Source organism: Roseococcus thiosulfatophilus (assembly GCF_017311575.1).
Lineage (GTDB): Bacteria > Pseudomonadota > Alphaproteobacteria > Acetobacterales > Acetobacteraceae > Roseococcus > Roseococcus thiosulfatophilus.
The window spans coordinates 1-25,865 of the sequence record NZ_JAFFQY010000023.1; the positions used below are offsets into that span (position 1 = coordinate 1).

Annotated in this window: 25 protein-coding genes and 1 pseudogene; 10 read left to right on the forward strand and 16 right to left on the reverse strand. The window is 70.4% G+C overall.

What is annotated here, in order from left to right:
* Positions 1-66 precede the first annotated feature (66 nt).
* From JTN19_RS10920 to JTN19_RS10940, 5 genes are all read right to left on the reverse strand, one after another.
* A complete protein-coding gene (locus JTN19_RS10920) occupies positions 67-1,254 on the reverse strand; it encodes a vWA domain-containing protein (RefSeq protein ID WP_206932355.1) in 1,188 nt (395 codons plus the stop codon).
* 3 nt (positions 1,255-1,257) lie between these two features.
* Positions 1,258-2,103 carry an AAA family ATPase gene (locus tag JTN19_RS10925; RefSeq protein ID WP_242531067.1) on the reverse strand — a complete coding sequence of 282 codons (846 nt, stop codon included), beginning with the start codon at positions 2,101-2,103 and terminating at the stop codon, positions 1,258-1,260.
* Between the two features lie 71 nt (positions 2,104-2,174).
* On the reverse strand, positions 2,175-2,711 hold the full coding sequence (locus tag JTN19_RS10930; protein WP_206932359.1) for a periplasmic heavy metal sensor: 537 nt from the start codon (positions 2,709-2,711) through the stop codon (positions 2,175-2,177).
* A 21-nt stretch (positions 2,712-2,732) separates the two neighbouring features.
* Positions 2,733-3,218, reverse strand: coding sequence for an RNA pyrophosphohydrolase (locus JTN19_RS10935; protein WP_206932361.1), 486 nt, complete (start codon positions 3,216-3,218; stop codon positions 2,733-2,735).
* Positions 3,215-4,186: a divergent polysaccharide deacetylase family protein gene (locus JTN19_RS10940; RefSeq protein WP_206932363.1), complete on the reverse strand. Its 972-nt coding sequence runs from the start codon at positions 4,184-4,186 to the stop codon at positions 3,215-3,217. Before JTN19_RS10940 ends, JTN19_RS10935 begins: the two co-directional genes overlap by 4 nt.
* Positions 4,187-4,355: 169 nt before the next feature.
* On the opposite strand from JTN19_RS10940, the gene JTN19_RS10945 reads away from it, so the two are divergent.
* Positions 4,356-4,871: a hypothetical protein gene (locus JTN19_RS10945; RefSeq protein WP_206932366.1), complete on the forward strand. Its 516-nt coding sequence runs from the start codon at positions 4,356-4,358 to the stop codon at positions 4,869-4,871.
* 98 nt (positions 4,872-4,969) lie between these two features.
* Here the strand turns inward: JTN19_RS10945 and JTN19_RS10950 are convergent, their stop codons facing one another.
* Positions 4,970-6,364: a S41 family peptidase gene (locus JTN19_RS10950; RefSeq protein ID WP_206932367.1), complete on the reverse strand. Its 1,395-nt coding sequence runs from the start codon at positions 6,362-6,364 to the stop codon at positions 4,970-4,972.
* 204 nt (positions 6,365-6,568) lie between these two features.
* Here JTN19_RS10950 and JTN19_RS10955 point away from each other — a divergent pair, with 204 nt between their 5' ends.
* Positions 6,569-8,116: a serine hydrolase domain-containing protein gene (locus JTN19_RS10955; protein WP_206932368.1), complete on the forward strand. Its 1,548-nt coding sequence runs from the start codon at positions 6,569-6,571 to the stop codon at positions 8,114-8,116.
* A 67-nt stretch (positions 8,117-8,183) separates the two neighbouring features.
* Complete coding sequence (locus tag JTN19_RS10960) at positions 8,184-8,825, forward strand: acyltransferase (protein WP_206932369.1); 642 nt, start codon at positions 8,184-8,186, stop codon at positions 8,823-8,825.
* 4 nt (positions 8,826-8,829) lie between these two features.
* On the opposite strand, the gene JTN19_RS10965 is transcribed toward JTN19_RS10960, so the two are convergent.
* Both JTN19_RS10965 and JTN19_RS10970 read right to left on the reverse strand, forming a co-directional pair.
* Positions 8,830-10,041, reverse strand: a complete 1,212-nt coding sequence (locus JTN19_RS10965) for a pyridoxal-phosphate-dependent aminotransferase family protein (protein ID WP_206932372.1) — start codon at positions 10,039-10,041, stop codon at positions 8,830-8,832.
* 59 nt (positions 10,042-10,100) lie between these two features.
* The gene (locus JTN19_RS10970) at positions 10,101-11,087 is read right to left on the reverse strand and encodes a Bug family tripartite tricarboxylate transporter substrate binding protein (RefSeq protein ID WP_206932374.1); all 987 of its coding nucleotides are present in this window, start codon (positions 11,085-11,087) and stop codon (positions 10,101-10,103) included.
* A gap of 88 nt (positions 11,088-11,175) precedes the next feature.
* Between JTN19_RS10970 and JTN19_RS10975 the strand changes: the two genes are divergently transcribed.
* Complete coding sequence (locus JTN19_RS10975; protein WP_206932376.1) at positions 11,176-11,589, forward strand: DUF3574 domain-containing protein; 414 nt, start codon at positions 11,176-11,178, stop codon at positions 11,587-11,589.
* Between the two features lie 24 nt (positions 11,590-11,613).
* Here JTN19_RS10975 and JTN19_RS10980 read toward each other — a convergent pair whose 3' ends face one another.
* The 5 genes from JTN19_RS10980 to JTN19_RS11000 form a co-directional block, all read right to left on the reverse strand.
* A complete protein-coding gene (locus tag JTN19_RS10980) occupies positions 11,614-12,699 on the reverse strand; it encodes a malate/lactate/ureidoglycolate dehydrogenase (RefSeq protein WP_242531068.1) in 1,086 nt (361 codons plus the stop codon).
* A gap of 46 nt (positions 12,700-12,745) precedes the next feature.
* Positions 12,746-13,846: an ABC transporter ATP-binding protein gene (locus JTN19_RS10985; RefSeq protein WP_206932378.1), complete on the reverse strand. Its 1,101-nt coding sequence runs from the start codon at positions 13,844-13,846 to the stop codon at positions 12,746-12,748.
* A 69-nt stretch (positions 13,847-13,915) separates the two neighbouring features.
* On the reverse strand, positions 13,916-14,812 hold the full coding sequence (locus JTN19_RS10990; RefSeq protein ID WP_206932380.1) for a carbohydrate ABC transporter permease: 897 nt from the start codon (positions 14,810-14,812) through the stop codon (positions 13,916-13,918).
* A complete protein-coding gene (locus JTN19_RS10995; protein ID WP_206932382.1) occupies positions 14,812-15,744 on the reverse strand; it encodes a carbohydrate ABC transporter permease in 933 nt (310 codons plus the stop codon). The genes JTN19_RS10990 and JTN19_RS10995 overlap by 1 nt, the downstream gene beginning before the upstream one ends.
* Positions 15,745-15,807: 63 nt before the next feature.
* Positions 15,808-17,166, reverse strand: coding sequence for an ABC transporter substrate-binding protein (locus tag JTN19_RS11000; protein ID WP_206932393.1), 1,359 nt, complete (start codon positions 17,164-17,166; stop codon positions 15,808-15,810).
* Positions 17,167-17,289: 123 nt separating this feature from the next.
* On the opposite strand from JTN19_RS11000, the gene JTN19_RS11005 reads away from it, so the two are divergent.
* The 3 genes from JTN19_RS11005 to JTN19_RS11015 are packed head-to-tail and all read left to right on the forward strand — an operon-like array spanning position 17,290 to position 20,506.
* Positions 17,290-18,399, forward strand: coding sequence for an NAD(P)/FAD-dependent oxidoreductase (locus tag JTN19_RS11005; RefSeq protein WP_206932395.1), 1,110 nt, complete (start codon positions 17,290-17,292; stop codon positions 18,397-18,399).
* Complete coding sequence (locus tag JTN19_RS11010; RefSeq protein ID WP_206932397.1) at positions 18,396-19,358, forward strand: threonine ammonia-lyase; 963 nt, start codon at positions 18,396-18,398, stop codon at positions 19,356-19,358. Before JTN19_RS11005 ends, JTN19_RS11010 begins: the two co-directional genes overlap by 4 nt.
* The gene (locus JTN19_RS11015) at positions 19,355-20,506 is read left to right on the forward strand and encodes a mandelate racemase/muconate lactonizing enzyme family protein (protein WP_206932398.1); all 1,152 of its coding nucleotides are present in this window, start codon (positions 19,355-19,357) and stop codon (positions 20,504-20,506) included. Before JTN19_RS11010 ends, JTN19_RS11015 begins: the two co-directional genes overlap by 4 nt.
* A gap of 110 nt (positions 20,507-20,616) precedes the next feature.
* Here JTN19_RS11015 and JTN19_RS11020 read toward each other — a convergent pair whose 3' ends face one another.
* Complete coding sequence (locus tag JTN19_RS11020; RefSeq protein WP_206932399.1) at positions 20,617-20,775, reverse strand: hypothetical protein; 159 nt, start codon at positions 20,773-20,775, stop codon at positions 20,617-20,619.
* Between the two features lie 26 nt (positions 20,776-20,801).
* Positions 20,802-22,103 (reverse strand): annotated as a pseudogene (gene aceA / locus JTN19_RS11025) (isocitrate lyase); the annotation flags it as partial.
* A gap of 151 nt (positions 22,104-22,254) precedes the next feature.
* On the opposite strand from aceA, the gene JTN19_RS11030 reads away from it, so the two are divergent.
* Positions 22,255-23,658 carry a helix-turn-helix domain-containing protein gene (locus JTN19_RS11030; RefSeq protein WP_206932400.1) on the forward strand — a complete coding sequence of 468 codons (1,404 nt, stop codon included), beginning with the start codon at positions 22,255-22,257 and terminating at the stop codon, positions 23,656-23,658.
* Positions 23,655-24,368 (forward strand): aspartate/glutamate racemase family protein, encoded by a 714-nt coding sequence (locus tag JTN19_RS11035; protein WP_206932401.1) that lies wholly within the window; start codon positions 23,655-23,657, stop codon positions 24,366-24,368. Before JTN19_RS11030 ends, JTN19_RS11035 begins: the two co-directional genes overlap by 4 nt.
* Here JTN19_RS11035 and JTN19_RS11040 read toward each other — a convergent pair.
* Positions 24,346-25,350 (reverse strand): C-terminal binding protein, encoded by a 1,005-nt coding sequence (locus tag JTN19_RS11040; RefSeq protein WP_206932402.1) that lies wholly within the window; start codon positions 25,348-25,350, stop codon positions 24,346-24,348. The two genes, JTN19_RS11035 and JTN19_RS11040, sit on opposite strands and share 23 nt — an antisense overlap.
* 125 nt (positions 25,351-25,475) lie before the next feature.
* Between JTN19_RS11040 and JTN19_RS11045 the strand changes: the two genes are divergently transcribed.
* Positions 25,476-25,865, forward strand: a 390-nt coding sequence (locus tag JTN19_RS11045) for a GNAT family N-acetyltransferase (protein WP_206932403.1), incomplete at its 3' end; no start/stop codon positions are given.

The window sequence follows — 25,865 nt, forward strand, 5'->3', positions numbered from 1 at the left end:
GTAAGGCGCGGCCGGCGCTATCGCAGCGGCCGATTCACGCCCCGGCTGCGCCGGGACGATCGGACGCTACCTCAGCGCCCTTGCCACCCCATCCAGCCCCTCCAGCGTCATCGGGAACATCCGCCCCTCCACCGCGTCCTGGATGAGGTTGATGGAGGTGGTGTAGCCCCAATGTTTTTGGGGCGTAGGGTTGATCCAGGCCACGCGGCGGAAGTGCGAGGTCATGCGGTTCAGCCAGACCTTCCCCGCCTCCTCGTTCCAATGCTCCACGCTGCCGCCCGGCTCCACGATCTCGTAGGGCGCCATCGAGGCATCGCCGACAAACACCACGCGCCAGTCGGGGCCATAGGTGCGGAGCACATCCCAGGTCGTCACCGTCTGCTCGGCGCGGCGGCGGTTGGACTTCCAGAACCGCTCATAGGGGCAGTTGTGGAAGTAGAGATGCACCAAGTGCTTGAACTCGGACTTCGCCGCGGAAAACAGCTCCTCCGACGCCATCACGTGGTCGTCCATGGACCCGCCGATGTCCAGCAGCAGCAGCACCTTCACCGCGTTGCGCCGCTCGGGCCGCATCTTCAGGTCCAGCGTGCCGGCATTGCGCGCGGTGGCGCCGATGGTGCCGTCCACGTCCAGTTCGTTCGCCTCGCCCTGACGCGCGAAGCGGCGCAGCTTGCGCAGCGCCAGCTTCATCGCGCGCGAACCGAGTGCGGCGTCATCGTCCAGGTCGCGGAATTCGCGCTTGTCCCAGACCTTCACGGCGCGGCGGTGGCGTGAGCCTTCCTGGCCGATGCGCACACCCTCGGGGTTGTAGCCCTCGGCGCCGAAGGGGCTGGTGCCGTTCGTGCCGATCATGCGGTTGCCGCCCTGGTGGCGCTTCTTCTGCTCGGCCAGGCGTTCGCGCAGCGTTTCCATCAGCTTCTCGAAGCCGCCCATGGCCTTGATCTTGGCCATCTCCTCGGCGGTGAACATGCGTTCGGCCAGCTTCTTCAGCCATTCCTCGGGCAACTCGCGCTGGATCACCTCGCCCGTCAGCGTGGTGGGCGGTTCCAAGCCCTTGAACACCTCCCCGAAGACGCGGTCGAAGCGGTCCAGGTGGCGCTCGTCCTTCACCAGCGTGGTGCGCGCGAGATAATAAAAGTCGTCAATGTCGTAGTCCGCCACGCCCGCCTTCATCGCGCCCATCAGCGCCAGCCATTCCGTGATGGAGGCGGGCAGGCCGGCCTTGCGAAGCTCCAGGATGAAGGGGGCGAACATGGCCTATCTCCGCGCGCGGGAGAGGAAGGCCAGCCGCTCGAACAGGTGCACATCCTGCTCGTTCTTCAGCAGCGCGCCATAGAGCGGCGGGATCGCCACCTTGGCATCGCTGCTCCGCAGCGCCTCGGCCGGCATGTCCTCGATCATCAGTAGCTTCAGCCAGTCCAGCAATTCGCTGGTGGCGGGCTTCTTCTTCAGCTCGTTCACCTCGCGCATCTGGAAGAAGACGTTCAGCGCCTCCCGCGCCAGGTCGCTGCGCAGGTCCGGGTAATGCGCCTCAAGGATGCGCTCCATCGTCTCGCGGTCGGGGAAGCGGATGAAGTGGAAGAAGCAGCGGCGCAGGAAGGCGTCCGGCAACTCCTTCTCATTGTTCGAGGTGATGATGACGATGGGCCTATGCCGCGCCACCACCGTCTGCTTCGTCTCGTAGACATGGAACTGCATGCGGTCGAGTTCGAGCAGCAGGTCGTTCGGGAATTCGATGTCCGCCTTGTCGATCTCATCAATCAGCAGCACCACGGGCGTCTCGTGCTCGAAGGCCTCCCAGAGCTTGCCCTTGATGATGTAGTTGGAGATGTCGCGCACCCGCTCATCGCCCAGCTGCCCATCACGCAACCGGCTCACGGCGTCATATTCATAGAGGCCCTGCTGCGCCTTTGTGGTGGACTTGATGTGCCATTCGATCAGCGGGATGCCGAGGCTGCGCGCCACCTCCTGCGCCAGCACGGTCTTGCCCGTGCCAGGCTCGCCCTTCACCAGCAAAGGGCGTTGCAGGGCGACGGCGGCGTTGACGGCCACCTCCAGCTCGCGCGGGGCGATGTAGCGCTCGGTGCTCTGGAATTTTTGCAAGGCGGGGCGTCCTTCAGGCTTCGCCCCCATGTTCGCGCGTTGGGCGGCCGCCGCAAGGGTGGTCCCGCGCCTCAGTGCCGGTGGCGATGCCCTTCCGGCGCCGGCGTCCCGCCCGCATAGCCGCGCAGCGCGGCATAGCGCGCCACCTGCGGCGGGTGCAGCAGGGCCGTCTGCTCCAGATGGGTGCGCAGATGCTCGGCCCGCAGCGCGGCCTGGAGCGCGCCGATGCGATCGGTCTGCGCCGCCAGCGTCGCGGGGGTGACGCTGCGGTCGCGGAAGGCCCGGTCCAGTTCGCGCTCCGCCTCCACGATCTGCCGGCCGAGGGTCATGGCGCGGGCGCGGTGCGCCGCCATCAGCGTCTCGGTGGCGCGGCGCTGGTCGGCGCTGAGGTGCAGCGCCTCGGCATGTTCCAGCACATGGCTGGGCCCGGGCCAGCCATTCAGCTCCGCCGCCAGCGCCAGCGTCATGCCGCGGCCCTGCAGCAGGTCCTCGACCTGGGCGGCGGAGAGGGCGCGGATCTCGCGCCGCTCCAGCCCCGCATAGGGCGCGTGCTGGGCCAGGGCCGGCAGAGGCGCCAGGAGGGTGGCAAGAAGCAAGGCTCTCTTCACGGGTCGGCTCCTCGATGCAGGTCAGGTGGCGAAGCGGGCGAAATCCACGGCCAGCCGGTCATAGATCGCGCGCTTGAACGGCACCGCCATCGCCGGCAGCTCGGCCAGGGGCGCCCAGCGCCAGGCGTCGAATTCCGGGTGCGGGTCGAGGTCGAGGCGGATGTCGGCATCCGTGCCCAGGAAGCGCAGCGCGAACCATTTCTGCTTCTGCCCGCGCCATTTGCCGCCCAGCGCCTTGCCCAGAAGCTCGGGCGGCAGGTCATAGGTCAGCCATTCGGGGTGCTCGGCCAGGATTTCGGCGCGGGCGGTGCCCACCTCCTCCTCAAGCTCGCGGAAGACGGCCACGGCGGGGTCCTCGCCCTCATCCATGCCGCCCTGGGGCAATTGCCAGCCGCCGGCCGCGCCCTCGGCATTGGGCATGTCGGCGCGGCGGGCCACCAGCACGAGGCCCTGCGGGTTGAACAGCACGGCGCCCACATTGGGGCGGTAGGGCAGGCTCACGGTCAATTCTCCGGACGGGGCGGCAACATCAGCGCCGAGGGCGGCACCAGCACAAGCCCCCGCGCGGCGATGGCCGCCGCCCAGGCCGAGACACGCTCCACCGCCACCGGCGTCGCCTCGCCCAGATAGCCCATGGCGGAGCCCCGCTCCCGCGCCGCGCGTTCCAGCTGGGTCAGGCGCAGTTCGATCTCGGCGCGGGTGGAGGGCGCGTCCAGCACCACATCCACACTGCGCCCCCACACCAGGCGCGGGGCCGGCTGGCCGGGGCGCGGATCAATGTAGAGGAAGCCCGCCGCCTCCACCTGGCGCTGCATCGCCTCGAACTGGTCGGGCAGGGCGGCGAAGCGTTCGCCGCGCAAAGGGCCCAGCGCGCCCACCACCCCCACATGCCCGCCATGGCGGCGCAGCAGCCATTCCAGCCGCTGGGCGTTCTCGGCGCGCGAGAGGCCGGTCAGCAAGGCGCGCGGCCCGGGGTCATTCAGCGGGAAGCCGGTGGGTTCCAGGGGCAGGGCCAGCAGCGTCTCGAAGCCGCGCAGCCTCGCCTGTTGCAGCAGGGGCCCCGGCTCGGTCGCATAGGGGCTGAAGGCGAGGCCCACCGCCACGGGCAGGGATTGGATGGCCTGGGCCGTCACCTCCGCGCTCATCCCCAGGCCGCCGGCGATGATGGCGACCGGGATCCGCCCCGCGGCGGCGGGGGCGGGGCGCGCGAAGGCGAGGCGCGGCGGCGGGGCGGGCGGGGCCGCGACGGGGGGTAAGGGTGGGGGTGGCGGCTCGGGCGCGGCCTCCGGCGGCGGCTCCGGGGTCATGGTGTCCGGCGGGGACTCGGTGACCACCCCCTCCTCGACGGGCGGGGGCCCCAGGGCGACCAGCACCACCCCGCCGCCGAGCAGCAGCACCAGCACGACGGCCCAGAACAGGCCCAGCAGGCGCCAGCCCCAGGGGCGGGCCGCCACGGGTTCCGGCCCTTCAGCCACGGCGCGGGTCGGGCGGGGTCAGGAATGGGCGCATGGAGCTGGATTCACCTGATTGCGTGAAGATTTTCGCAACGGCGGCGCCGAAATGCCAGAAGGACGGCCCTTCCATGCTAGTGTCCACTTCAACGAGCGGCGCCGGGCCCGCCATCCACCACCCATCGGAACGCCCATGGACCCGCTTCCCTTCACCCATGCCCTGCTCTCGCCCGCGCCCCATGCCGACATCCCGGACGACCAGCGGATCTTCGAGCCTTTCATCGGCAGCTGGGTCCTGGACGTGCGCTGGTATGGGCCGGGCGAGGAGCTGCAGCGCCAGGAGGAAGGGGAATGGCATTTCGCCCGCGTGCTGGAAGGCCGCGGCATCCAGGATGTCTGGATCGTCCCGCCGCGCGGGCGGCGTGAGGCCGGCGCCTATGAATACGGCACCAGCCTGCGCTTCCATGACCCGGCCCTCGGCGCCTGGCGCTCGACCTGGATCGGGCCCATGCACGGCGCCGTCCTGACCTTCACGGCACGGCGGCGGGGCGAGGCCGTGGTGCTGGAGACGACGGAAGGCATCACGCCCGCCCGCCGCTGGAGCTTCCGCGACATGACCCCTTCCACCTTCACCTGGCTGCACGAGGCGCGGGAGGGCGGGGAATGGCGCCTGGTCCAGAGCTTCGCGGCGCGACGGGTGGTGGCTTAGGGCGACCGATTCACGCCCCGGCATTCGCCGGGGCGATCGGGCGCGGCTGGGCGACCAATTCACACCCGCGGTATTGGCCGCGGGCGATCGGGCGCTGGTTAGCGCTGCGCCCGGCGCGGCGGGTTGGCCACCAGGCCGCGCACCAGCACCAGCCCCTGCTGCAGCTGGAAATCCGTCTCCGGCCGGGTCAGGTCCAGGGTCGGGAAGCCCTCGGGCGGCTCGCGCTGGATGCGGTCGGTCAGGCCCGCCGGCAGGTTCAGCGGCGCGGGCTGGACCGTGGGCGGCGTGGTGGGCGTCGTCGTCTCGGCCCGCAGCGCGCGGCGCAAATTGGATTCGCGGTCCCGCTCGCGCTGGGGGTTGGCCTCGGCCGTGGTGGTGGAGGCGCGGCTGGCCAGCACCTCGACATCCGGCTCGATCCCCGTCGCCTGGATGGAACGGCCCGAAGGCGTGTAGTAGCGCGCGGTGGTGATGCGGATGGCGCCATTGTTGCCGCCCAGCGGCATCACCGTCTGCACCGAGCCCTTGCCGAAGCTGCGAACGCCCAGGATGACCGCGCGGCGGTGGTCCTGCAGCGCGCCGGCCACGATCTCGCTGGCCGAGGCGCTGCCGCCATTGATCAGCACCACCATGGGCAGGCCGTTCGCGATGTCGCCGCTGCGCGCGTTCCAGCGCTGCGCGTCCTCGCTGCGGCGGGCGCGGGTGGAGACGATCTCGCCCTGGTCGAGGAAGCTGTCCGTCACCTGCACCGCCTGGTCCAGCAGCCCGCCCGGATTGTTCCGCAAATCCAGGATCAGCCCGCGCAGGTTGTTGCCGGCCTGCTGGCGCAGGGTGGACAGGGCGCGGCGGACATTGGCCTCGGTCTGCTCGTTGAAGGAGGTGACGCGGATGTAGCCGATGTCGTTCCCCTCCATCCGGAAGCGGACGATCTGCGGCCGGATCACGTCGCGGACGATGGTCAGCTCGATGGCGGTGGGCGTGTTCTCGCGCCGGATGGTCAGGCGCAGCGAGGTCCCGCGCTCGCCCCGCATGGTGTCCACGGCCTCCTGCAGGGTCATGCCCTGGGTGGAATTGCCGTTGAGGTGGGTGATGTTGTCGCCGGGCCGGATGCCCGCGCGCGCCGCCGGCGTGTCGTCAATGGGCGAGATGACGCGGATATAGCCGCCCTCCTGCGTCACCTCGATGCCCAGCCCGCCGAACTCGCCACGGGTCTGCACCTGCATGTCGCGGAAATTGCGGGGGTTGAGGTAGGCGCTGTGCGGGTCGAGGCCGGTCAGCATGCCGTTGATGGCGTTCTCGACCAGGTCACGGTCCTGCACCGGCTCGACATATTCGGCGCGGACGCGGGCGAAGACGTCGCCGAAGAGCTGCAACAGCCGGTAGGTCTCGGCCCGGCCGCCATCCTGCTGCGCGATGGCGCCCACGAACGGCCCGGCCAGGATGCCGGCCGCGAAGGCACCCGCGAGGGCGGTGGCAGTGCGCAGCTTCAACTTCATCGGGCAGGCCCCATTTCTTCCGTGAACACGACGGTCGGCGGGCAGGATATACCTCCGGGCCGGTGGCGGGAACGGCGCAGTTGCAGGCAACCCTCCGCCGCAGCATGTGGCCCGGCGGGCCACGCGCACAACCCCGCCCCTTTTCCGCCATGGCGCGGGGGACGCGAAACATTGTAAGGATTTGTTGCCTGGGAGTTTACATCAATGCGTGATCTCGACCTGCTGCGGCTGGAGCGGCGCGTGGGTCAAATGCTCGTGCCGCTGGCGGAGACGCCCGGGGCCTCGGTGGGCGTGGCGCGGGATGGCATGCTGCTGCTGCGGCGGTCCGCGGGGCTTGCGTCGCTGGAACTGCACGCGCCCATCGGCGTTCCCACCACCTTCCGCATCGCCTCCGTCTCCAAGCAATTCACCTGCGCCGCCATCCTGATGCTGGCGCGGGACGGGCTGCTGCGGCTGGACGACGGCCTGGGCACCCACCTGCCCTGGCTGCCCCCGGCGCTGGGCGCCGTCACGCTCGACCAGGCCATGCGGAACTGCGGCGGGCTGCGCGACGTGCTGGAACTGGCGCGGCTCGGCGGCGCCGACCTCGCCACGCCGGTGACGGAGGCGGAGCTGGACGCGCTGATCGCCCGGCAGGAGGGGCTGAACTTCGCCCCCGGCACGCGCTTCCTCTATTCCAACACGGGCTTCCGCCTGCTGGGCCAGGTGGTGGAGCGCGTGGCGCGGCAATCGCTCGCGACCTTCCTGGAACGGCGCATCTTCGGCCCGCTGGGCATGACACGCACCCGCCACACGCCGGACCTCTCGGTGCCCGTGCCGGGGCTGGCGACGGGCTACCTCCCGGATGGCGCGGGCGGCTGGCGCCGCGCCCCGCACGGCTTCCCGCTGGGGGGCGAGGGCGGCCTCGTCTCCGGCGTGGAGGACCTGGCGCTCTGGGCGCGCTGCCTCTCCCTCGGCACGCTGCAATCCGAGCTGGAGGGGATGATCGAGGAGACGGCGCCCTTCGCCAATGGCGCCATGAACCGCTACGCGCGCGGGCTGGAGGTGGAGAACTGGCGCGGGCTGCAGACGGTCAGCCATGGCGGGCTCTGGCCCGGCTACAAGACCGCCTTCCTGCGCGTGCCGGAACGGCGGCTGACCGTCCTCGTCATCACGAACAATGCCTCGCTCGATCCGCACCACATGGCGCTGCAGGTGCTGGACGCGGCGCTGCAGGGCGACCCCGCCCTGCGCCCGCCGCCGCCGCACGTGCCGGCCGAGGGCATCGCCGGCACCTGGCTGTGCGCGGAGGCGGGGCTGTCGCTCGACATTGATGCGGACCTGCTGGCGCGCATGCACGGCGTGCCCTTCACCCTGATCCCGGGCGAGGATGGCCGGCTGGTGGCCCGGCGCGGCGCCTTCCCCTTCCACGTGGCGCCCCCGCGCGACGGCGTACTGGAGGTGGAGATGGATGCCGGCCAGATGCTGCGCTTCCGCCGCGCCGAAGCCGCGCCCCTGCCCGCGCTGGACGGCGACTGGCATTGCGCGGAACTCGGCGCGCGCTGGCACATCGAGGGCGCGGCGCTGCACGCGCATGGCCCGCTGCGCAATGCCGGGCCGTGGCGCCTCTCGGCGCTGTCGCCGCGGCATCTGCGGGTGCACATGCCCTCCGTGCTGTTCGAGGGCTGGGCGGATGCGGTGCTGGCCGCCGATGGCCGTTCGCTGGTGGTGAACACCGCCCGGACGCGCGGCCTGGTGTTCGAACGCCGCTGAGGGCGTTTCCCCGGACGCGAAGCTTCTCTAGGTTGTCCGTGTGGCCGACCTGGATGCCTGCAAGTTGATGTCTCGCCCGCCCCTTGTCCGGCCGCGCGCCCGCGCGTGGCTGCCCTGGCACCCGGCGGTGCTGCCGCTGCGCGGCAACCGGGTGCGCGGGCCGGGCCTGGGCCCCTTCCTGCTGCGCGCCGCCACCGTCTTCGACCATGGCGCCACGAACAACCGCATCACCGTGGGGCCCGGCTTCCGCAACCGTGGCCTGGTGGTGATGGTGGTGGGGCATGGCAACGAGTTGCGCATCGGCGCGGACGTGGCCTGGGGCGGCCTCATCACCCTCTATGGCGATGGGCTGGTGGTCGAGATCGGCGACCGCTGCGACGCCAAGGGCGTGCGGCTGATCGCGCACCATGCCGATGTGCGGATCGGCGCGGATTGCCTGTTGGCGAAGGGCATCGAAGTCCGCTCCTCCGACATCCACAAGCTGCGCGACCGCGCCAGCGGCGAGCGGCTGAACCCGCCCGCGCCGGTGGCCATCGGCCGGCATGTGTGGGTGGCCAGCGGCGCCTTCATCGGCAAGGGCGTCACGGTGCCCGATGGCTGCGTGGTGGGCGCCCGCGCCGTCCTGACCCGCCCCTTCACCGAACCGGATTGCGTGCTGGCCGGACAGCCGGCGCGCGTGGTGCGGCAGGGGGTGGTCTGGGAGCGGTGAGGGCTCAGGCCGACTTCGCGTAGACCTCCACCGCCGCCTGCACGCCGCCCTTGGCGTGCGGCACGCCGGCCACCTGCATGGCCATCTCCACCGCGCCCAGCGTGCCGATGACCATGGCCTCGTTCAGGTCGCCCAGGTGGCCGATGCGGAAGACGCGGCCGCCCAGCTTGCCCAGGCCGCCGCCCAGCGAGACGTTGAAGCGTTCCAGCGCCACGCGCCGCAGCTCATCCGCGTTGTGGCCCTCGGGCATCAGGATGGCGGTGACGCTGTCCGACCAGCGCTCGGGGTTCTGGCAGAAGAGCTGCGGGCCGTTGTTGCCGGACCAGTGCTGCACGGCCGCGCGCACACCCGCCGCAAGCCGCGCGTGACGGGCGAAGACATTCTCCAGCCCCTCCTCCTCCAGCATCAGGCGGAGAGATTCCTGCAACCCGTAGAACAGCGTGACGGGGACGGTGCCGACGAAGCTCTTGTGCCGGCGGCCGAGCATCTCGGTCCAGTCGAAATAGTGGCGCGGGTGGCGGCTGGCGCGGTACGCGGCCATGGCCTTTTCGGAGGCGCCGTTGAAGCTGAAGCCGGTGGGCAGCATCAGCCCCTTCTGGCTGCCGCCCACGCAGACATCCACGCCCCACTCGTCCATGCGGAAATCATAGGAGCCGAGCGAGGAAATGGTGTCCGCCATCAGCAGCGCCGGATGCTTCACGCGGTCCATGGCGGCGCGGATCTGCTCGATGGGCAGGCGCGTGCCGGCGGCGGTCTCATTGTGGACGGCGCAGACGGCCTTGATGCGGTGCTGCGTGTCGGCTTCCAGCGCGGCCTCGATGGCCGCGATGTCGCAGCCGCGGCGCCAGTCGGCCGCGACCATCCGCACCTCGAAGCCCAGCCGCTCGCACATCTTGGCCCAGCTGTCGGAGAAATAGCCCGTCTCCGGGATCAGCACGAGGTCACCGGGCGAGAGGGTGTTGACCAGCGACGCCTCCCAGGCGCCATGGCCGGAGGCGGTGTAGAAGAAGATGTGCTGCTCGGTCTTGAGCACCTTCTTGAGGCCCGCCACGCAGGAATCGTAGACGGCCAGGAAGTTCGGGTCGTTGAAGTCCATGCTGGCCCGCGCGGTGGCGAGCAGGACGGAGTCCGGGATGTTCGTCGGGCCAGGGTTGGCGAAGAACAGGCGCCCGCGGGCCGTGGGGCGCGCGGGCTTGGTCGTGGTGCTTCCGTCCATGGGGGCGCTTCTTCCTGCGTGCGGCGTTCCGCCCAGTTAAGGACGGAACGCCCCGCGGTTCAACGCTCCAGCCGGATGCCCGTCTGCGCCACCACGGCGCGGTACTTCTCCAGCTCGGCGCGGAGGAAATCCCGCGTGACCTCTGGGGTGTTGGGCCCTGTCCAGGGCGCCACGCCAGCCTGGATGAGGCGCGCCTGGATCTCCGGCTCCGCCACGGTGGCGATCAGCGCGCGGTTGATCTGCGCCACGCGGTCGGCCGGCATGTTGGGCGGGCCGATGATCATGTTCCAGGTGGTCATCTCGAAGCCCGGGATGGCGCCCTCATGCAGGGTGGGGATGTCGGGGAAGGCGGGGAAGCGCTCGCGGCTGGTGACGGCCAGGCCCCGCACCATGCCGCCGCGCACATGCGCCGCCGCCGAGGCCAGCACCGCGATGCCGAATTGCCCCTGCCCCTGCTGGATGGCCGTCAGCATCAGCCCGCCGCTGCGGTAGGAAACGTGCAGGAAGCGCGCGCCGAGCTGCGCCGCCAGCATCTCCACGCCGAAATGCGGGATGGAGCCGACGCCCGAGGTGGCATACGGGATTTCCTCGTTCCGCGAGGTGCGGAGGTGCGCGATCACCTCCTCCGCCGTGCGGCCGGGAATGCCGGGATGCGCCACCAGGATCATGGGCGCGGTGCCCACCATGCCCAGATGCGTGAAGTCACGGATGGGATCGTAGCCGGTGCCGCCCTCCAGCGCCGCCGGCACCACGGCGTGGGAGGAAACCTCGATCAGCATGAGGTTGTGGCCATCGGCCGGCTGGCGGCGCAGCCACTCCGAGGCGACGGTGCCCGAGGCGCCTGGCCGGTTCTCGACCACCATGCGCGCGCTGCCGCCGAGATGAGCGGCGAAGCGGTCGGCGATGAGGCGCGAGGCGATGTCGGTCGAGCCCCCCGGCGCGAAGCCCACCGAGAGCGAGACGGGGCGTTCCGGAAATGTCTGCGCCGCCGCCACGAGGGGCGTGAGCAGCAGGGAACAGGCGAGGGCCGCGCGGCGCAGCAGCATGGAGGTGTCTCCCTTGGTGATTTCTTCTGCCCGCACCAAAGCGCGGGATGGTGGGCGGGGCAAGGCTGATCGGGTTAGGCTTGGTGCCATGATGCCCCTCCGCTGCCTGACCCCGCTGCTGCTGCTGGCCGCCTGCGCCACGCCGCCCGCCTCGCCCCACTGCCCGCCCGGCCTGCAACAGGCTACGGTGGCGGAGGCCTATTTCGGCCGCACCTCGCCCGGCCGCGCCGAGATCACGGAGGAGGAATGGCGCGGCTTCCTGGCCGACACCGTCACTCCCGCCTTCCCGGACGGGCTGACGGCGCTGGACGGCGCGGGGCAGTGGCGCGACCCGAGCGGGCGCATCCTGCTGGAGCGCAGCAAGGTGCTTGTGCTGGTGCTGCCCGGCACCGATCAGGCCGCCGCACGGGCGCGGCTGCTGCCCGTGGAAAATGCCTGGAAGGCGCGCTTCAACCAGCAATCCGTGCTGACGGTGCTGCGCGGGGCGTGTGTGTCGTTCTGACGCGCCGCCCCGCGTGCTGTCCCCTTACGGCCCGTTGATGCCCAGCGAAGCGGCCGTGTCGAGGATGCTCTGCCAGGTCTCGCGCGTCAGCGGCACGCCACTCACCATGCGTTCGGCGCGGCGGGTCTTTTCCGGCTCGCCCGGCGCCAGCACGGGGGCGTCGGCGTCAATCGGCCGGCAGGATTTCACCCAGTCGAGGTAGTTCTGCGCGGCCTCGTGGAAGGCCGCCTCATCGGCGAAATGGCTGGGCGAGAGGTAGATGGACAGCATCCCGTTCGCGATGCGCCCGCGCTCCGTGATGGGGCCCGAGCAGCCGCCGCCCGTCAGCGCGCCCGCCAGCAATTCGCACATGAAGGCGAGGCCCGAACCCTTGTGGTCACCGAAGGCGCGGATGGCGCCGGTGCCGCCGGCGGGGTTGCGCGGGCCGACCTCCGGATAGTCGCCATAGAGGGTGTGCGGGTCGCCGGACATGCGGCCATCCGCCGTCACCAGCGCGTTTTCCGGCAGCGCCTTGCCGCCATTGCTCGCCACCAGCACCTTGCCCTCGGCGACGAAGGAGGTCGCGAAATCCAGGATCACGGGGCCCGAGGGCAGCTTCACGCCCACGCTGAAGGGCGCGGTGGAGAAGCGCCGTTCCGCGCCGCCGAAGGGTGCGACCAGCACGCTGCCCGCCACGTTCACGAAATGCACCGAGATCAGGCCCTGCGCCGCCGCCATCTCGGCATAGTCGCCGGTGCGGCCGATATGGCCGGCATTGCGCAGCCCCACGATGCAGCACCCCTGCGCCAGCGCGCGCGCGATGCCGAATTCCGCCGCCTGCTGCGCCACCGTCTGGCCGAAGCCGAACTTGCCATCGAGCAGGGCGAAGGCGCCGCCATCGGTCACCACCTCGACCTTCTGGCCGGCGACCACATGGCCCGATTTCTGCCATTCGACATAGCGCGGCACGCGCACCACGCCATGGCTGTCATGGCCCGAGAGGTTCGCGCCCACCAGGTGGTTCGAGATGCGCGCGGCTTCCGTGGCGCTGCAGCCCGAAGCGGTGAAGATGCGCGTGACGAAGCCTTCCAGCTCCTCCACCGGGATGTACATGTAGTCGGGCTCGGCCATGGTGCATTCCTCCTGGCCGGAGACTGCGCCCGCGAGGGTTTCGGGTCTAGACCACCCTCCCGCTCTCCGGGTCCAGCAAATGCATGTGGGCCATGTCGGCCGTCAGGCGCAGCGGCGTGTTGGGGTGGGCGTCCAGCGTGGGGTCTATCCGCGCGCAGAGGTCCCGTGCCTCGCCCAGGTGGAAATGCACCAGCGTCTCCATCCCCATGGGCTCGATCACCTCGGGCTGGATGGCGATGTCGGCATAGGTGCCGCGGCCCTCGCGCGGTTCGGTCAGGTGCTCGGGGCGCAGGCCCAGCAGCACGGCGCGGCCGGCATGGGATTTGTAGCGGGCGGTGCGGTCCTCCGGCACGGGCAGCACGCTGCCATCGGCCAGCACAAGGTTCAGCGCCGCCGCGCCATTCTCCAGCCGCGCGGGGATGAAGTTCATGGCCGGGCTGCCAATGAAGCCCGCCACGAAGCGCGTGGCGGGGCGGTGATAGAGTTCCTGCGGGGGGCCCACCTGCTCGATGATGCCATGGTTCATCACCACCACGCGGTCGGCCAGCGTCATCGCCTCCACCTGGTCATGCGTGACATAGACGGTGGTGGTGCGGACGGTCTGGTGCACCTTCTTGATCTCGGTGCGCATCTGCACGCGCAGCTTGGCGTCGAGGTTGGACAGCGGCTCGTCGAACAGGAACACCTTGGGGTCGCGCACGATGGCGCGGCCCATGGCCACGCGCTGCCGCTGCCCGCCCGAGAGCGCCTTGGGCTTGCGGTCCAGCAGCACCGTGATGTCGAGGATGCGCGCGGCTTCCTTCACGCGGCGGTCTATCTCGGCCTTGGGGAATTTCCGCAGCAGCAGGCCGAAGGCCATGTTGTCGTAGACCGACATGTGCGGATAGAGCGCATAGTTCTGGAACACCATCGCGATGTCGCGGTCACGCGGCGGGATGTCGTTCACCACCGTGCCGCCGATGGCGATCTCGCCGGAGGTGATCTCCTCCAGCCCCGCGATCATGCGCAGGGTGGTGGACTTCCCGCAGCCCGAGGGGCCGACGAGGACGCAGAACTCATGGTCCGCGATTTCCAGGTCAATGCCCTTCACGGCCTGCACGTCGCCCTCATAGGCCTTGACGATCTTGCGAAGCGAAACCTCAGCCATGGTCCATCCCTGTCTTTGCGCCGACCGATTCACGCCTCCGCGCCTCGCGGCGCTTCGGCGATCGGACGGCTAGCCTTTCGTCGCGCCAGCCGTCAGGCCGGCGATGTAGTAGTCCATCAGGAACGCGTAGATGACGACCGGCGGCAGCGCCGCCATCAGCGCACCCGCCATGATCTGCCCCCAGGCGAAGGTGTCCGCTCGCACCAGCTGCGACACCACGCCGATGGTCAGCGGCATCTGGTCCGGCGTGGTGACGAAGGCGGTGGGATAGACGAAGGCCGCCCAGGACACGGTGAAGGCGAAGATGGTGGCCGCGATGATGCCGGGGAGTGCGACGGGGATGAAGATCTTCCACAGCATCTGCGGCCAGGTGGCGCCGTCGATCAGCGCCGCCTCATCCAGCTCCTTCGGGATGGAGGCGAAGTAGCCGATCATGATCCAGGTGCAGAAGGGCACGGTGAGTGTCGGATAGACCAGCACCAGCCCCCAGATGGAGTTCAGCAGCCCCAACCCACCCACGATCTGATAGAGCGGGATGAACAGCAGCGTGTCCGGCACCAGGTAGGTGAGGAACACGCCTGTCGCCAGCATCTGGCTGCCCCAGAAGCGCATCCGCGCCAGCGCGAAGGCCGCGAGCACGGAGACCACCATGGTCAGCGCCACCACGCAGGCCGTGATGACCAGGCTGTTCAGCATGAAGCGCTGGAACATCGGGCTGGTGATGATGTTCACGTAGTTCTCGAGCGTTGGGCTGCGGACCAGCCAGGGGCTGCCCGTCATGCCCGCAATCTCGGCGCTGCCCTTCAGGCTCGTGATCAGCATGTAGAAGGGCGGCGCGAGGAAGATGATGGCCGCCACCGTCAGGCTGATATAGGCGACCCACAGCGCCCAGCGCCGCTCGGCCCGCAGGCTGCCGGCCTTGTGGTAGATGCCGGGCACGTCACGGTTCATCGCGGTCGCCGACATCACATCTGCTCCTTGTTGCGGCGGACCACGCTGCGCAGCACGAAGAAGGCGCAGATCGCGAGGATGGGGAACATGAACAGCGACACCGCGGCCCCGCGCGGGATGTTCCCCGACAGGATGCCCACCTGGAAGGCGTAGGACGCGAAGACGTGCGTCAGGTCGCGCGGCCCGCCATTGGTCAGCACGCGCACGATGTCGTAGTTCGCGAAGGTCACGATCAGGCTGAACAGCACCGTGATGGAGATGATGTTCGCCATCATCGGCAGCGTGACGTAGCGCAATCTCTGGAAGCCCGTGGCGCCGTCGATCGCCGCCGCCTCATAGAGCTGCTCCGGCACCGATTTCAGCGCGGCCAGGTACATGATCATGAAGAAGGGCGCGCCGATCCAGACATTCACCATGATGATGGCGATGCGCGCCCACCAATGGTGGCCCAGCCAGGGCACCTCCGGCACCGAGATCACGGCCAGCAGCCAGTTGATCGAGGAGTAGGAGGGGTCGAACATCCACCACCAGCCCAGCGTGGACAGCGCGGGCGGAATCACCCAGGGCACCAGCAGCATGCCGCGCCACTTGCGCTGCCCCTTGTCGGGGATGTCGTGCAGCATGTGCGCCAGCCAGAAGCCGATCATCGCCTTCAGCAGCACCGCCGTGATGGCGAAGAAGCAGGACTGGAACGCGACCATCCAGAAGGTCTCGCTTTCCAGCAGGATCTCGTAGTTCAACGTGCCGACGAACTCGGTCATCCGCCGGTTCAGCATCGAGAGATAGATGGCATAGACCGCCGGATAGGCGACCAGCCCGATGATGATGACCAGGAGCGGCGTGGTCATCAGCACCGCGATCGAGGACCGGCGCCGCGCGAAGCGTTGCAGGCTGTTGGGCGCGCCGCGCCGGAGGGCCGCGCCGGCCAGGCTGCCATCGGCTGCCATGCTCAATTCCCCTTAGCTGCTGCGAAGACGCGGGCGGGCCCCTCCCGCCCGCGCCATGGGCACTCAGCCGCCGCGGCGGATGGTGTTCAGCTCACGCTCCAGCCAGGCCAGCGCCTGGTCCACCGTCTCGCCGCCCTGGTTCACCCGGGCCACGACCTTGGTGTTCAGCGCCTGCTGGTAGGCCTGCACCGCGAATTCCGCGGGTGCCGGCGCCTGCGCCACGCTGGCGCGCGCGTTGTGGTGTTCGCGCAGCGGGTAGTTGTAGACGGTGCCCACCGGCGGGCCCTCATTCGCCCACACCGGGAAGTCGCTCATGCTGCTGAAGGGCGGGATGTCATAGCCGTTCGAGGTGTTGGTCTGCTTCTCGGCCGAGGCACGCTCGCTCAGGAATTCCAGCAGCTGCTTCGCCGGGCCCTTGTTGCGGCTGAAGGACCAGATGCCCCAGAAATAGGGCAGGTAGGGCACGAAGCGGCCCTCGGGCCCGGCCGGCATCGGCACGGTCCAGCACTTCTCGGCCACCTGCGGCGCGTCGCGCTTCGCCACCGCCCAGGCCGAGGGTGGGTTGAAGATCAGCGCCGAGCGGCCCGAGATCAGCGCGCGATTGTTGGCCCCGTCATCCCAGGCCCAGACGTCGTTGGGCAGGAAGCGCGCCAGGCGCACCAGGTATTCCACTGCGGTCTTGAGCTTGGCATTGCCGCGCACGGTCACGTTGCCGCGCGCATCCATCATCGAGGCGCCGAAGGAGGCGAGGATGGCGCCCGTGGTGTCCACCGCGTCGGTGAAGCTGCCCATGGGCATGCCGAAGGGCACGCCGGCCGCGTGGCATTTCTCGGCCGCCGCCAGGAAGGTGTCCCAGTTCCAGCTGTCGGCGCCGGGGCCGCGGCGGTTCTCGGCCGGCCACATGGCGCGGATGTCAATGCCCGCATGCTGCTCCATCAGGTCGAAGCGGACGCAGGCGGGCTTCATCTGCGTGCCGGAGACGGCCGGGATGGCGCGCCAGGTGCCGCGGATCTTGCCCAGGTATTCCGCCGCGTCGTTCACCGGCCCGTATTTGCCGATGAGGCGGCCCATCACGTCGTCCACCGGCTCCAGCAGGTCCGCCTTCGCGGCCGGCTCCCAGGTCGGGAAGGAGAGGAGGTCATGCCCCGAGCGGCTCTGCGCCTGGGCCGCGATGGTCAGCAGGTTCTGGTTGCCGACCGAGGTGATGAAGTCCACCTGCACATTCACGCGGTTCTGCTGGCCCCATTCGGCGCAGAGCTCGCGGATGGCACCATTGCCGGCCGGAACCCAGTGGTCCCAGAAGCCGCAGCGCAGCGTGGTGGTCGGCTGGGCGAAGACGGCGGGCGCTGAGAGCGTGCCCGCGGCAAAAGCGGTCGCGCCCGCGCCCAACAGGGCACGGCGCGACAGATCCTTGTCTGCCATCTTGAACTCTCCTCCAGTGCTTTTTCTTCCGCGGTCTTCGCCGCTGGGAGGGAGCCTAGTCATGCCGTGATCCCCATTGCAACGGCTTGCTGCAATTTCATGGGGCGACCAGGATGCGCGGCCATGAGCACCCTGTTCTCCGACGCGCTGGTCATCGGCGCGGGCATCGCCGGCGCGACCGCCGGCGCGCATCTCGTCGCCACCCATCGCGTGGCCCTGCTGGAGGCCGAGGAGGTGGCGGGCTACCACACCACCGGGCGCTCCGCCGCCATCTGGATCCTGAACTATGGCAGCGCCGATGCGCGCATCCTGACCGGCGCGTCGCGCGCCTTCTTCGAGGCGCCGCCGCCCGGTTTCGCGGACGCGCCCCTGGCCACGACCCGCGCCATCCTGAACCTGGCCGACGCCGCGCAGCTTCCCCACCTGGAGGAGACACTGGCCGAGGGCGTGGGCCTGGAACGTCTCAGCGTGGAACAGGCCCGCGCCCTGGTCCCCGCCATCCGCGCCGACTACGCGGTCGCCGCCACCATCGAGCGCGACGCCTTCGACATTGACGTGGCCGCGCTGCACCAGGGCTTCCTGAAGCAGATCAAGGCGGCGGGCGGGGTGTTGGCGTTGCGCCACCGCGCGGGGCGCATCTGGCGCGCGGACGGGCTCTGGCACGCGGAAGCCACCACCGGCGAAATCCACGCCGCGCCCGTTCTGGTCAACGCCGCCGGCGCCTGGGGCGATGTGGTGGCACAATTGGCCGAGGTCGCGCCCATCGGCCTGCAGCCCAAGCGCCGCACCGCGCTGATCGTGGAACCGGGCCCATATGACAGCACGCATTGGCCGCTGGTCGGTGATGTCGGCCACAGCTGGTATGTGCGGCCCGAGGCGCGGCGCAAGCTGATGGTCAGCCCCGCCGACGAGACCGATGCCGAGCCCGGCGACGCCCAGCCCGACGAACTCGACGTCGCCATCGCGGTGGACCGGATGCAGCAGGCGCTGGACATTCCCGTGCACCGCGTGGAGCACCGCTGGGCGGGCTTGCGCACCTTCACGCCGGATCGTGGCCTGGCCATCGGGCAGGGGGCGGCGCCAGGCTTCTTCTGGCTGTGCGGGCAGGGGGGGTATGGCATCCAGACCGCGCCCGCCGCCGGCCGCCTGCTGGCGCACCTGGTGCGCGGCACCGAGCCCGAGCCCGACATCAAGGGCGCCATCCGCCCCACCGACCCGAGGCGCTTCGCATGACCGATTTCTCCGATGTCCAGGCGGCCGCCGCGCGGTTGCAGGGCCGCATCCGCCGCACCCCCATGCTGCGCCACCGCGCGCTGGACGAGGCCGCGGGCGGCGTGGTGCTGGTGAAGCCCGAACCCTTGCAGATCACCGCCAGCTTCAAGCTGCGCGGCGCCACCAATGCCGCGCTGCAACTGCCGGAAGGCGCGCGGGGCGTGGTGACGCATTCCTCCGGCAATCACGGCCAGGCCACGGCGGCGGCGGCCCACGCGCTGGGCCTGCGCGCGCTGATCGCCATGCCCGCGGACGCCGCGCAGGTGAAGGTGGACGCGACCCGCGCCTGGGGCGCCGAGATCCATCGCTTCGACCGCCACGGCACGGACCGCGAGGCGATGGTGGAGGAGTTGGCGCGCACCCATGGCCTGCACGTCATTCCGCCCTATGACCACCCGCATGTCATCGCGGGCCAGGGCACGGCCATGCTGGAACTGATCGAGGATGCGCGGGCGGCGGGCCTCACGCCCGAGCAATTCGCCATCTGCACGGGCGGCGGCGGGCTGCTGGCGGGCAGCGCCCTGTCCATTTCCGCACTGTGCCCGGAAGCCCGCATCTTCGCGGTGGAGCCGGAGGGGTGGGACGACACCACGCGCTCCCTCCGCGCCGGCCAGCGCCTGCCCAATGACCTGCGCGGCACGAACTATTGCGACGCGCTGCTGGCGAAGGAGCCGGGCGTGCTGACCTTCCCCATCAACCAGCGCCTGGTCGCCGGCGGGCTGGTGGTGAGCGAGGCCGAGGTGCGCGCCGCGATGCGCTTCGCCTTCACCCATCTGAAGCTGGTGGTGGAGCCGGGCGGCGCGGTGGCGCTGGCGGCGCTGCTGGCGGGGCGCATGGAGACGAAGGGCAAGGTCACGGCCATCATCCTCAGCGGCGGCAATGTGGACCCGGGCGTATTCACGGAAGCCCTGGCGGCATGAGCACGCGCATCGCCGCGCTGGACTTCCTGGGCGTGGCGGTGACGCCCAAGACCAATTGGTGCTTCCTGCTGCTGCGGACGGAGGGCGGGCTGACCGGCCTCGGCGAATGCACGCTGTCGGGGCAGGAGGCGCTGCTGGCGGCGGAGGCCGCGCGGCTGGAAGCCGAGGTCACGGGACAGGACGCGCTGGCGCGCAACCGCCTGGCGCGACTGCTGCCACATGCGCCGGGCGGGCTCGTGGCGCATACCGTGCTGTCCGCCTTCGAGCAGGCCTTGTGGGACGTGGCGGCGCAGGCGGCTGGCCTGCCGATCCATACGCTGCTGGGCGGCGCGCTGCGGGCGCGCGTGCCGCTCTATGCCAACATCAACCGCGGTGTGGCGCCGCGCACGCCGGAGGGCTTCGCCGCCGCCGCGCAGCGTGCGCTGGATGCGGGCTTCTGCGCCGTGAAGCTGGCCCCCTTCGACCCGATCATCTGGGAAGACGCCGAAGGCTGGCGCGCGGGCTACGCGGAAGGGTTGGCGCGCATCGGGGCGGTGCGCGAGGCCATCGGCCGCGACGTCGCGCTGATGGTGGACGCGCATTGGCGCTTCTCGCCGGGCGGCGCGGCGTCGCTGATCCGCGACGTGGCGCCGCTCGGCCTCTTCTGGCTGGAATGCCCCGTGGCCGAGGCCAACCACGCCGAAATCCGCCGCCTGCGGAGCATGGCCAATGACCGCGGCATGCGGCTGGCCGGCGCCGAGACGCTGTCGGGCCTGGCGGCCTATCGCCCGCTGGTGGAAGGCGGTCTTTACGACGTGCTGATGCCCGACATGAAGCATTGCGGCGGGCATGAGGAAATGCGGCGCATCGCCGCCCTCGCGCTGACAGCGGGTGTGGAAATCGCGCCGCACAACCCGACCGGGCCGGTGTGCCACGCGCATTCCCTGCACGCCTGCGCGACGCTGCCGAACCTGCTGCCGCTGGAGGTGCAGTTCGGCGAGACGGAGCGCTTCTTCAGCCTGTGTGGCGGTCCCTCGCTGCGCTTCGACAGCGGCGCGGCGGCGGTGCCGCAGGCGCCCGGCCTCGGCGTGGCACTGGACGAGGAAGGGGCACGCGCCACGCCCTGGGTGGCGCAGCGCGTGCCTTGGCTCGACCCCCGGCTGGGGTGAGCGGGTCCGGGCCGGTGGCGCGGATGTCCTCCACACCCGCCCCCGGCATTTTCCTGGACCCGTTGCCGGCCGCTTTGGGCGGCTGATTCACGCCTCCGGCGATCAGACGCTCAGTGCGCGGGCCGGCCGCGCTCGCTGCAGGCGTAGTTGTGGGCGTGCACCAGGCCGTCGTCGAAATCCTCGGGCTGGCGGACCATCGGGCGCTCGGCCTGGCCGCGCATCTCCTGGCGCTGATGGATCGGGCTGTCGTTGTGGGTGTCATGGGTCATTGCTGGTTCCTCCTGGTTCAGGCGTGGTGGAATTGGGCCGCCTCGGTGCTGTCCTTCATGGCGGTGGTGCTGGCGGTCCCGCCGCTGGCGGCCTGGGCCACGGCGTCGAAGTAGGAGACACCCACCTCGCGCTGGTGGCGCACGGCGGTGAAGCCTTCCGCTTCCGCCGCGAACTCGGCCTGCTGCAATTCGCTGTAGGCGCCCATGCCGCGCGCGGCATAGCCGCGGGCCAGCTTGAACATGGACAGGTTCAGGCTGTGGAAGCCGGCCAGCGTCACGAACTGGAACTTGTAGCCCATCGCGCCGATTTCGCGCTGGAACTTCGCCGCGGCGTCGGCGCCCATCTTCCGCTGCCAGTTGAAGCTGGGCGAGCAGTTGTAGGCCAGCATCTTTCCGGGGAAGTGCTTGTGGATGGCCTCGGCGAAGTCACGCGCGTCATCGAGGTCCGGGTCGGAGGTCTCCCACCACAGCAGGTCGGCATAGGGCGCGTAGGCCAGGCTGCGGGCGATCGCGTATTCCTTCCCCATGCCCGGGCGAATGCGGAAGAAGCCCTCCGGCGTGCGATCATTGCCAATGAAAGGGCGGTCGCGCTCATCCACATCGGAGGTGAGAAGCTGCGCGCTCTCCGCATCGGTGCGGCAGAGCAGGACGGTGGAGACACCCTCCACATCCGCCGCCAGCCGCGCCGCGTTCAGCGTGCGGATGTGCTGGCTGATCGGCACCAGCACCTTGCCGCCCAGATGGCCGCACTTCTTCTCACTCGCCAACTGGTCCTCGAAATGCACGCCGGCGGCGCCCGCCTCGATCATGGCGCGCATCAGCTCATAGGCGTTCAGCGCGCCGCCGAAGCCCGCTTCCGCATCGGCGATGATGGGGGCCATGTAGTGCGTCGTGTCATCGCCCTTGCCGTCGAGCCGTTCCATGGTCGCGATCTGGTCGGCGCGGCGCAGCGCGTTGTTGATGCGGCGCACCACGCCCGGCACGCTGTCCACCGGGTAGAGCGACTGGTCCGGGTACATCTGCCCCGCGCTGTTCGCATCCGCCGCCACCTGCCAGCCCGAGAGGTAGATGGCCTTCAGTCCCGCCTTCACCTGCTGCAAGGCCTGCATGCCCGTCAGCGCACCCAGGGTGTTCAGGAAGGGCTCGGTGCGGAGCAGGTGCCACAGGCGGCGCGCGCCCATCTCGGCCAGGGTGTGCTGCGTGCGGAAGCTGCCCGAGAGGCGCACCACATCGGCCGGCGTGTAGTCGCGGCGCACCCCCTCATAGCGGCCGGGGTCGCGGCCGCCGCCGCCATCGGGGGCCAGGTTCGGGGTGGGGGTCGGGCGCATCATTGTCTCTCCATCTTTGACCTTCGCTGTGTGAATAATTGACATTGCGCGCGCCGGAATCACGGGCAAAATGGCGCCGCAACCGGCAAGCCTGTGAAGCGCGCAACGTCTGACGCCGCAAATCAGTGAAGCCTGTGAAGGACGACCGCCCATGTCCCGCCCGCTGATCGGCCGCACGGCCCGCCGTCTCCGCATGGAGATGGGCCTCACCCAGCAGGCGCTGGCGGCACGGCTCGGCATTTCCGCCAGCTACCTGAACCTGATCGAGCACGACCAGCGCGCCGTCACCGCCACCGTCCTCATCAAGCTGACCGAGGCGCTGGGCGTGGACCTGGCGGCCCTCTCCGGCCACGCCGAACGGCAGCTGGAAGCGGGGCTGCGCGAGGTGCTGTCGGACCCGCTTCTCGGCCTCGACGCGATGCCCGAGAACGAGGTCCAGGCCATCGCCGCCAGCGCGCCCAATGCGGCGCGCGGCGTGCTGGCGCTGTACCGCGCCTGGCGCGTGGCGCGCGAGGATGCGTCGGGCATCGCCCTTCCCTCCGGCCGGCGCCTGCTGCTGCCGAACGAGGAGGTGCGCGACTTCTTCCACGAACGCGGCAACCACTTCGCCCGCATCGAGACCTTCACCGAATCCCTCGGCGCCGAGTTGCAGGCGAGCCCGGCCGAGATGAACCACGCCATCGCCCAGCGCCTGCGGCAGAAGCACAACGTCACCGTCACCGTCACCGCGATGACCGAGGCCGACCGCCGCTACGACCCGCGCACGCGCGAGCTCTGGCTGGCGGAATCCCTCCCCCGTGAATCGCGCGGCTTCCGCATGGCCTTCCAGCTGATGCTGCTGGAAGCGCGCGACGCGGTGGACGCCACGCTGGCCGACACCAAGCCCAGCACCAGCGAGGCCGAGCAGCTCATCCGCATCGGCCTGCTGAACTACGCGGCCGCCGCGCTGCTCATGCCCTATGCGCCCTTCCTGCGCGCCGCGCGGGAGTTGCGGCATGATGTGGAGCGCCTGGCCGCGCGTTTCGGCACCAGCTACGAACAAGTGGCGCAGCGCCTCTCCACGCTGCACCGCGAGGGCGCGCGCGGCCTGCCCTTCTTCTTCCTGCGCGCCGACACGGCGGGCAATGTGACGAAGCGCTTTTCCGCCGCCGGCTTTCCCTTCGCGCGCTTCGGCGGAAGCTGCCCGAAATGGATCGTGCACCACGCCTTCGCCACACCGGGCGTCACGCGCGTGCAGGCGGCGGAATTGCCGGATGGCGCGGCCTTCCTGTGCGTCGCCCGCGCCATGCACGGGCCCGCGCCGCGCTGGGGCGAGCCGCCGCCCACGCATGTGGTGGCCATCGGCTGCGACATCGCGCGGGCCGAGGAGGTGGTCTATGCGGACGGGCTGGACCTGGTAGCCGCGCGGGTCGGCATAGGTTTGTCCTGTCGGCTCTGCGACCGGGCCGATTGCCGCAGCCGCGCCTTTCCGCCATTGGAGCACCGCCTGCGCCTGGATGCGAACGAGGACGGCGCATCCCCCTGGCGCTTCGACCGCAAGGACGCCCCGCGTTGAAACTGCTGCTGCTGAACGGCAACACGGACGAGGCCATCACCGCGCGCCTCGCCACCGCCGCGCGCGCGATGTGCGCGCATGAGATCACGCCCGTCACCGCCCCCTTCGGCGCCCGCTACATCGCAAGCCGCGCCGCCGTGGCGGTGGCGTCGCACGCCGTCCTGGAGGCCCTGGCGCAACACATCGGCCCCGACAACGCAGCGGGCTATGACGCCGCACTGATCGCCTGTTTCGGCGAGCCCGGGTTGGACGCGGCGCGCGAGACCTTCCCGTTGCCCGTGCTGGGCATGGCCGATGCCTCCATCCGCGCCGCCTTGCGCGTGGCGCCGCGCGTGGCGGTGCTGACCGGCGGCGCGGCCTGGGTGCCGATGCTGGAGGAATTCTTCCTGGTCCGCGGCCTGACGCGGGAACAGGTGCGCGTCGCCGCCATCACGCCGACGGGCGATCAGATCGCGCGTGACCCCGAAGGCGCGGCCGTGCTGCTGGCGGAGACGGCGCGCGCCGAGATCACAAACGGCGCCGGCGCCGTGCTGCTGGGTGGCGCCGGGCTGGTAGGCCTGGATGCGCGGCTGCAACCGCTGCTGCCGGTGCCCATGCTGTGCAGCCTGCGCGCCGCCCTTGATGCCCTGCCCGGCAGCCGCGCCCCACGCGGGGGCGTGGCGCCGAGTGTCGGCCTCTCGCCCGCCCTCAGTCGCTGTCTGGCCGGATGACGTTGGTGTCGAGACCATGCAGCAGCACGTCGCGCATGGTCTCGATGCCCTTGAGGCGGATGTCGTCCCAGGCCTCGGGGCTGTGGAAGGCGGCGTGCGGCATGATGACCAGGCGCCCGCGCAGCCAGTCCTCGCGCGCCCGATAGGCCGCCAGCAGCGACGGTTCCGGCACGGGCGGTTCCACCGGCAGCACGTCCAGCCCCGCGCCCGCGATGCGGCCGGAACGCAGGCCGGCCTCCAGCGCGTCGAGGTCCAGGATCGGCCCGCGCGCGGTGTTGATGACGACGGCGTTCTCCGGCAGCGCGGCCAGCGCCGCCGCATCCACCAACCCGCGCGTGTTCCGCGTCAGCGGGCAATGGATGGACAGCACGTCGGATTGCGCCATCAGCGCGTGCAGGCTGTCGGCCCGCGCGATGCCCAGCGCGCGGTCGGCGCCCTTGGGCAGATGCGGGTCATAGAAGGTCACGCGGAAGCCCAGCGCCTTGGCGCGCAGCGCGGCGGCGGTGCCGATGCGCCCCAGCCCCAGCACGCCGAAGCCCTGCACGTCGAAGCGCCGCACGATCTTGTTGGGCAGCACGCCCCAGGGGCAGGGCGGGTCGTCGCGCATGGCGTCGTGGTAGAGCACCATGCCGCGCCGCAGCGCCACGGCCATGGTGATGGCGGTGTCCGCGACCTCGGCCGTGCCGTAGTCGGGCACGTTGCAGACCTTGATGCCGCGGCGCGCGCATTCGGCGCGGTCCACGCGGTCATAGCCCACGCCCATGCGCACCACGACCTTGAGCTTCGGGAATTTCGCCAGCGCCTCGGCGGGGACGGCGAGGCGGAGCGTCATCAGCCCGTCCACCTCGGCGCAGAGTTCGTCCGGCAACTCCATCAGCGATTTTTTCGCATTGCCTTGCAGCAGGCGCACGCCCTCGCCGCAGATGCGCCGTTCCAGCGCGGTGTCGGGGTAGAGGGCTTCGGGTTCGAGGATGGTGGGCATGATGGTGGCGCTTCCTCCGGTTGTTGCCGCCATCCTGCCCGAGGCGGGGGCGAGGGCAAGCCGCACCCCCTGACAGGCCGCGCCACCGGGCCTAGGCTTTTCCCGCAAGGCATCGGGACGGCACCATGGACGCGCTGCACATCCGGCAAGGCGAGGCCCGCGACCTTCCAGCGCTGGTCGAGATCTTCAACCACTATGTCGCGCACGGGCATGTCACCTTCACGACCGTGCCGCACACGCTGGAATCCCGCACCACCTGGTTCGCGACCTATGGCACGGGCCGGCACCAGCTTCTGGTCGCGGAGCATGCGGGCGCGGTGGTGGGCTGCGCCTATAGCAGCCCCTATCGCCCCACCCCCGCCTTCGACACGACGGTGGAAACCAGCATCTACCTGGACCCGGAGCGGCGCGGGCTGGGCGCGGGAAAGCGGCTCTACGCGGCGCTGCTGGAGCGGCTGGCGGCACAGCCGGTGCATCTGGCGGTGGCGGGCGTGGCGCTGCCCAATGAGGCCTGG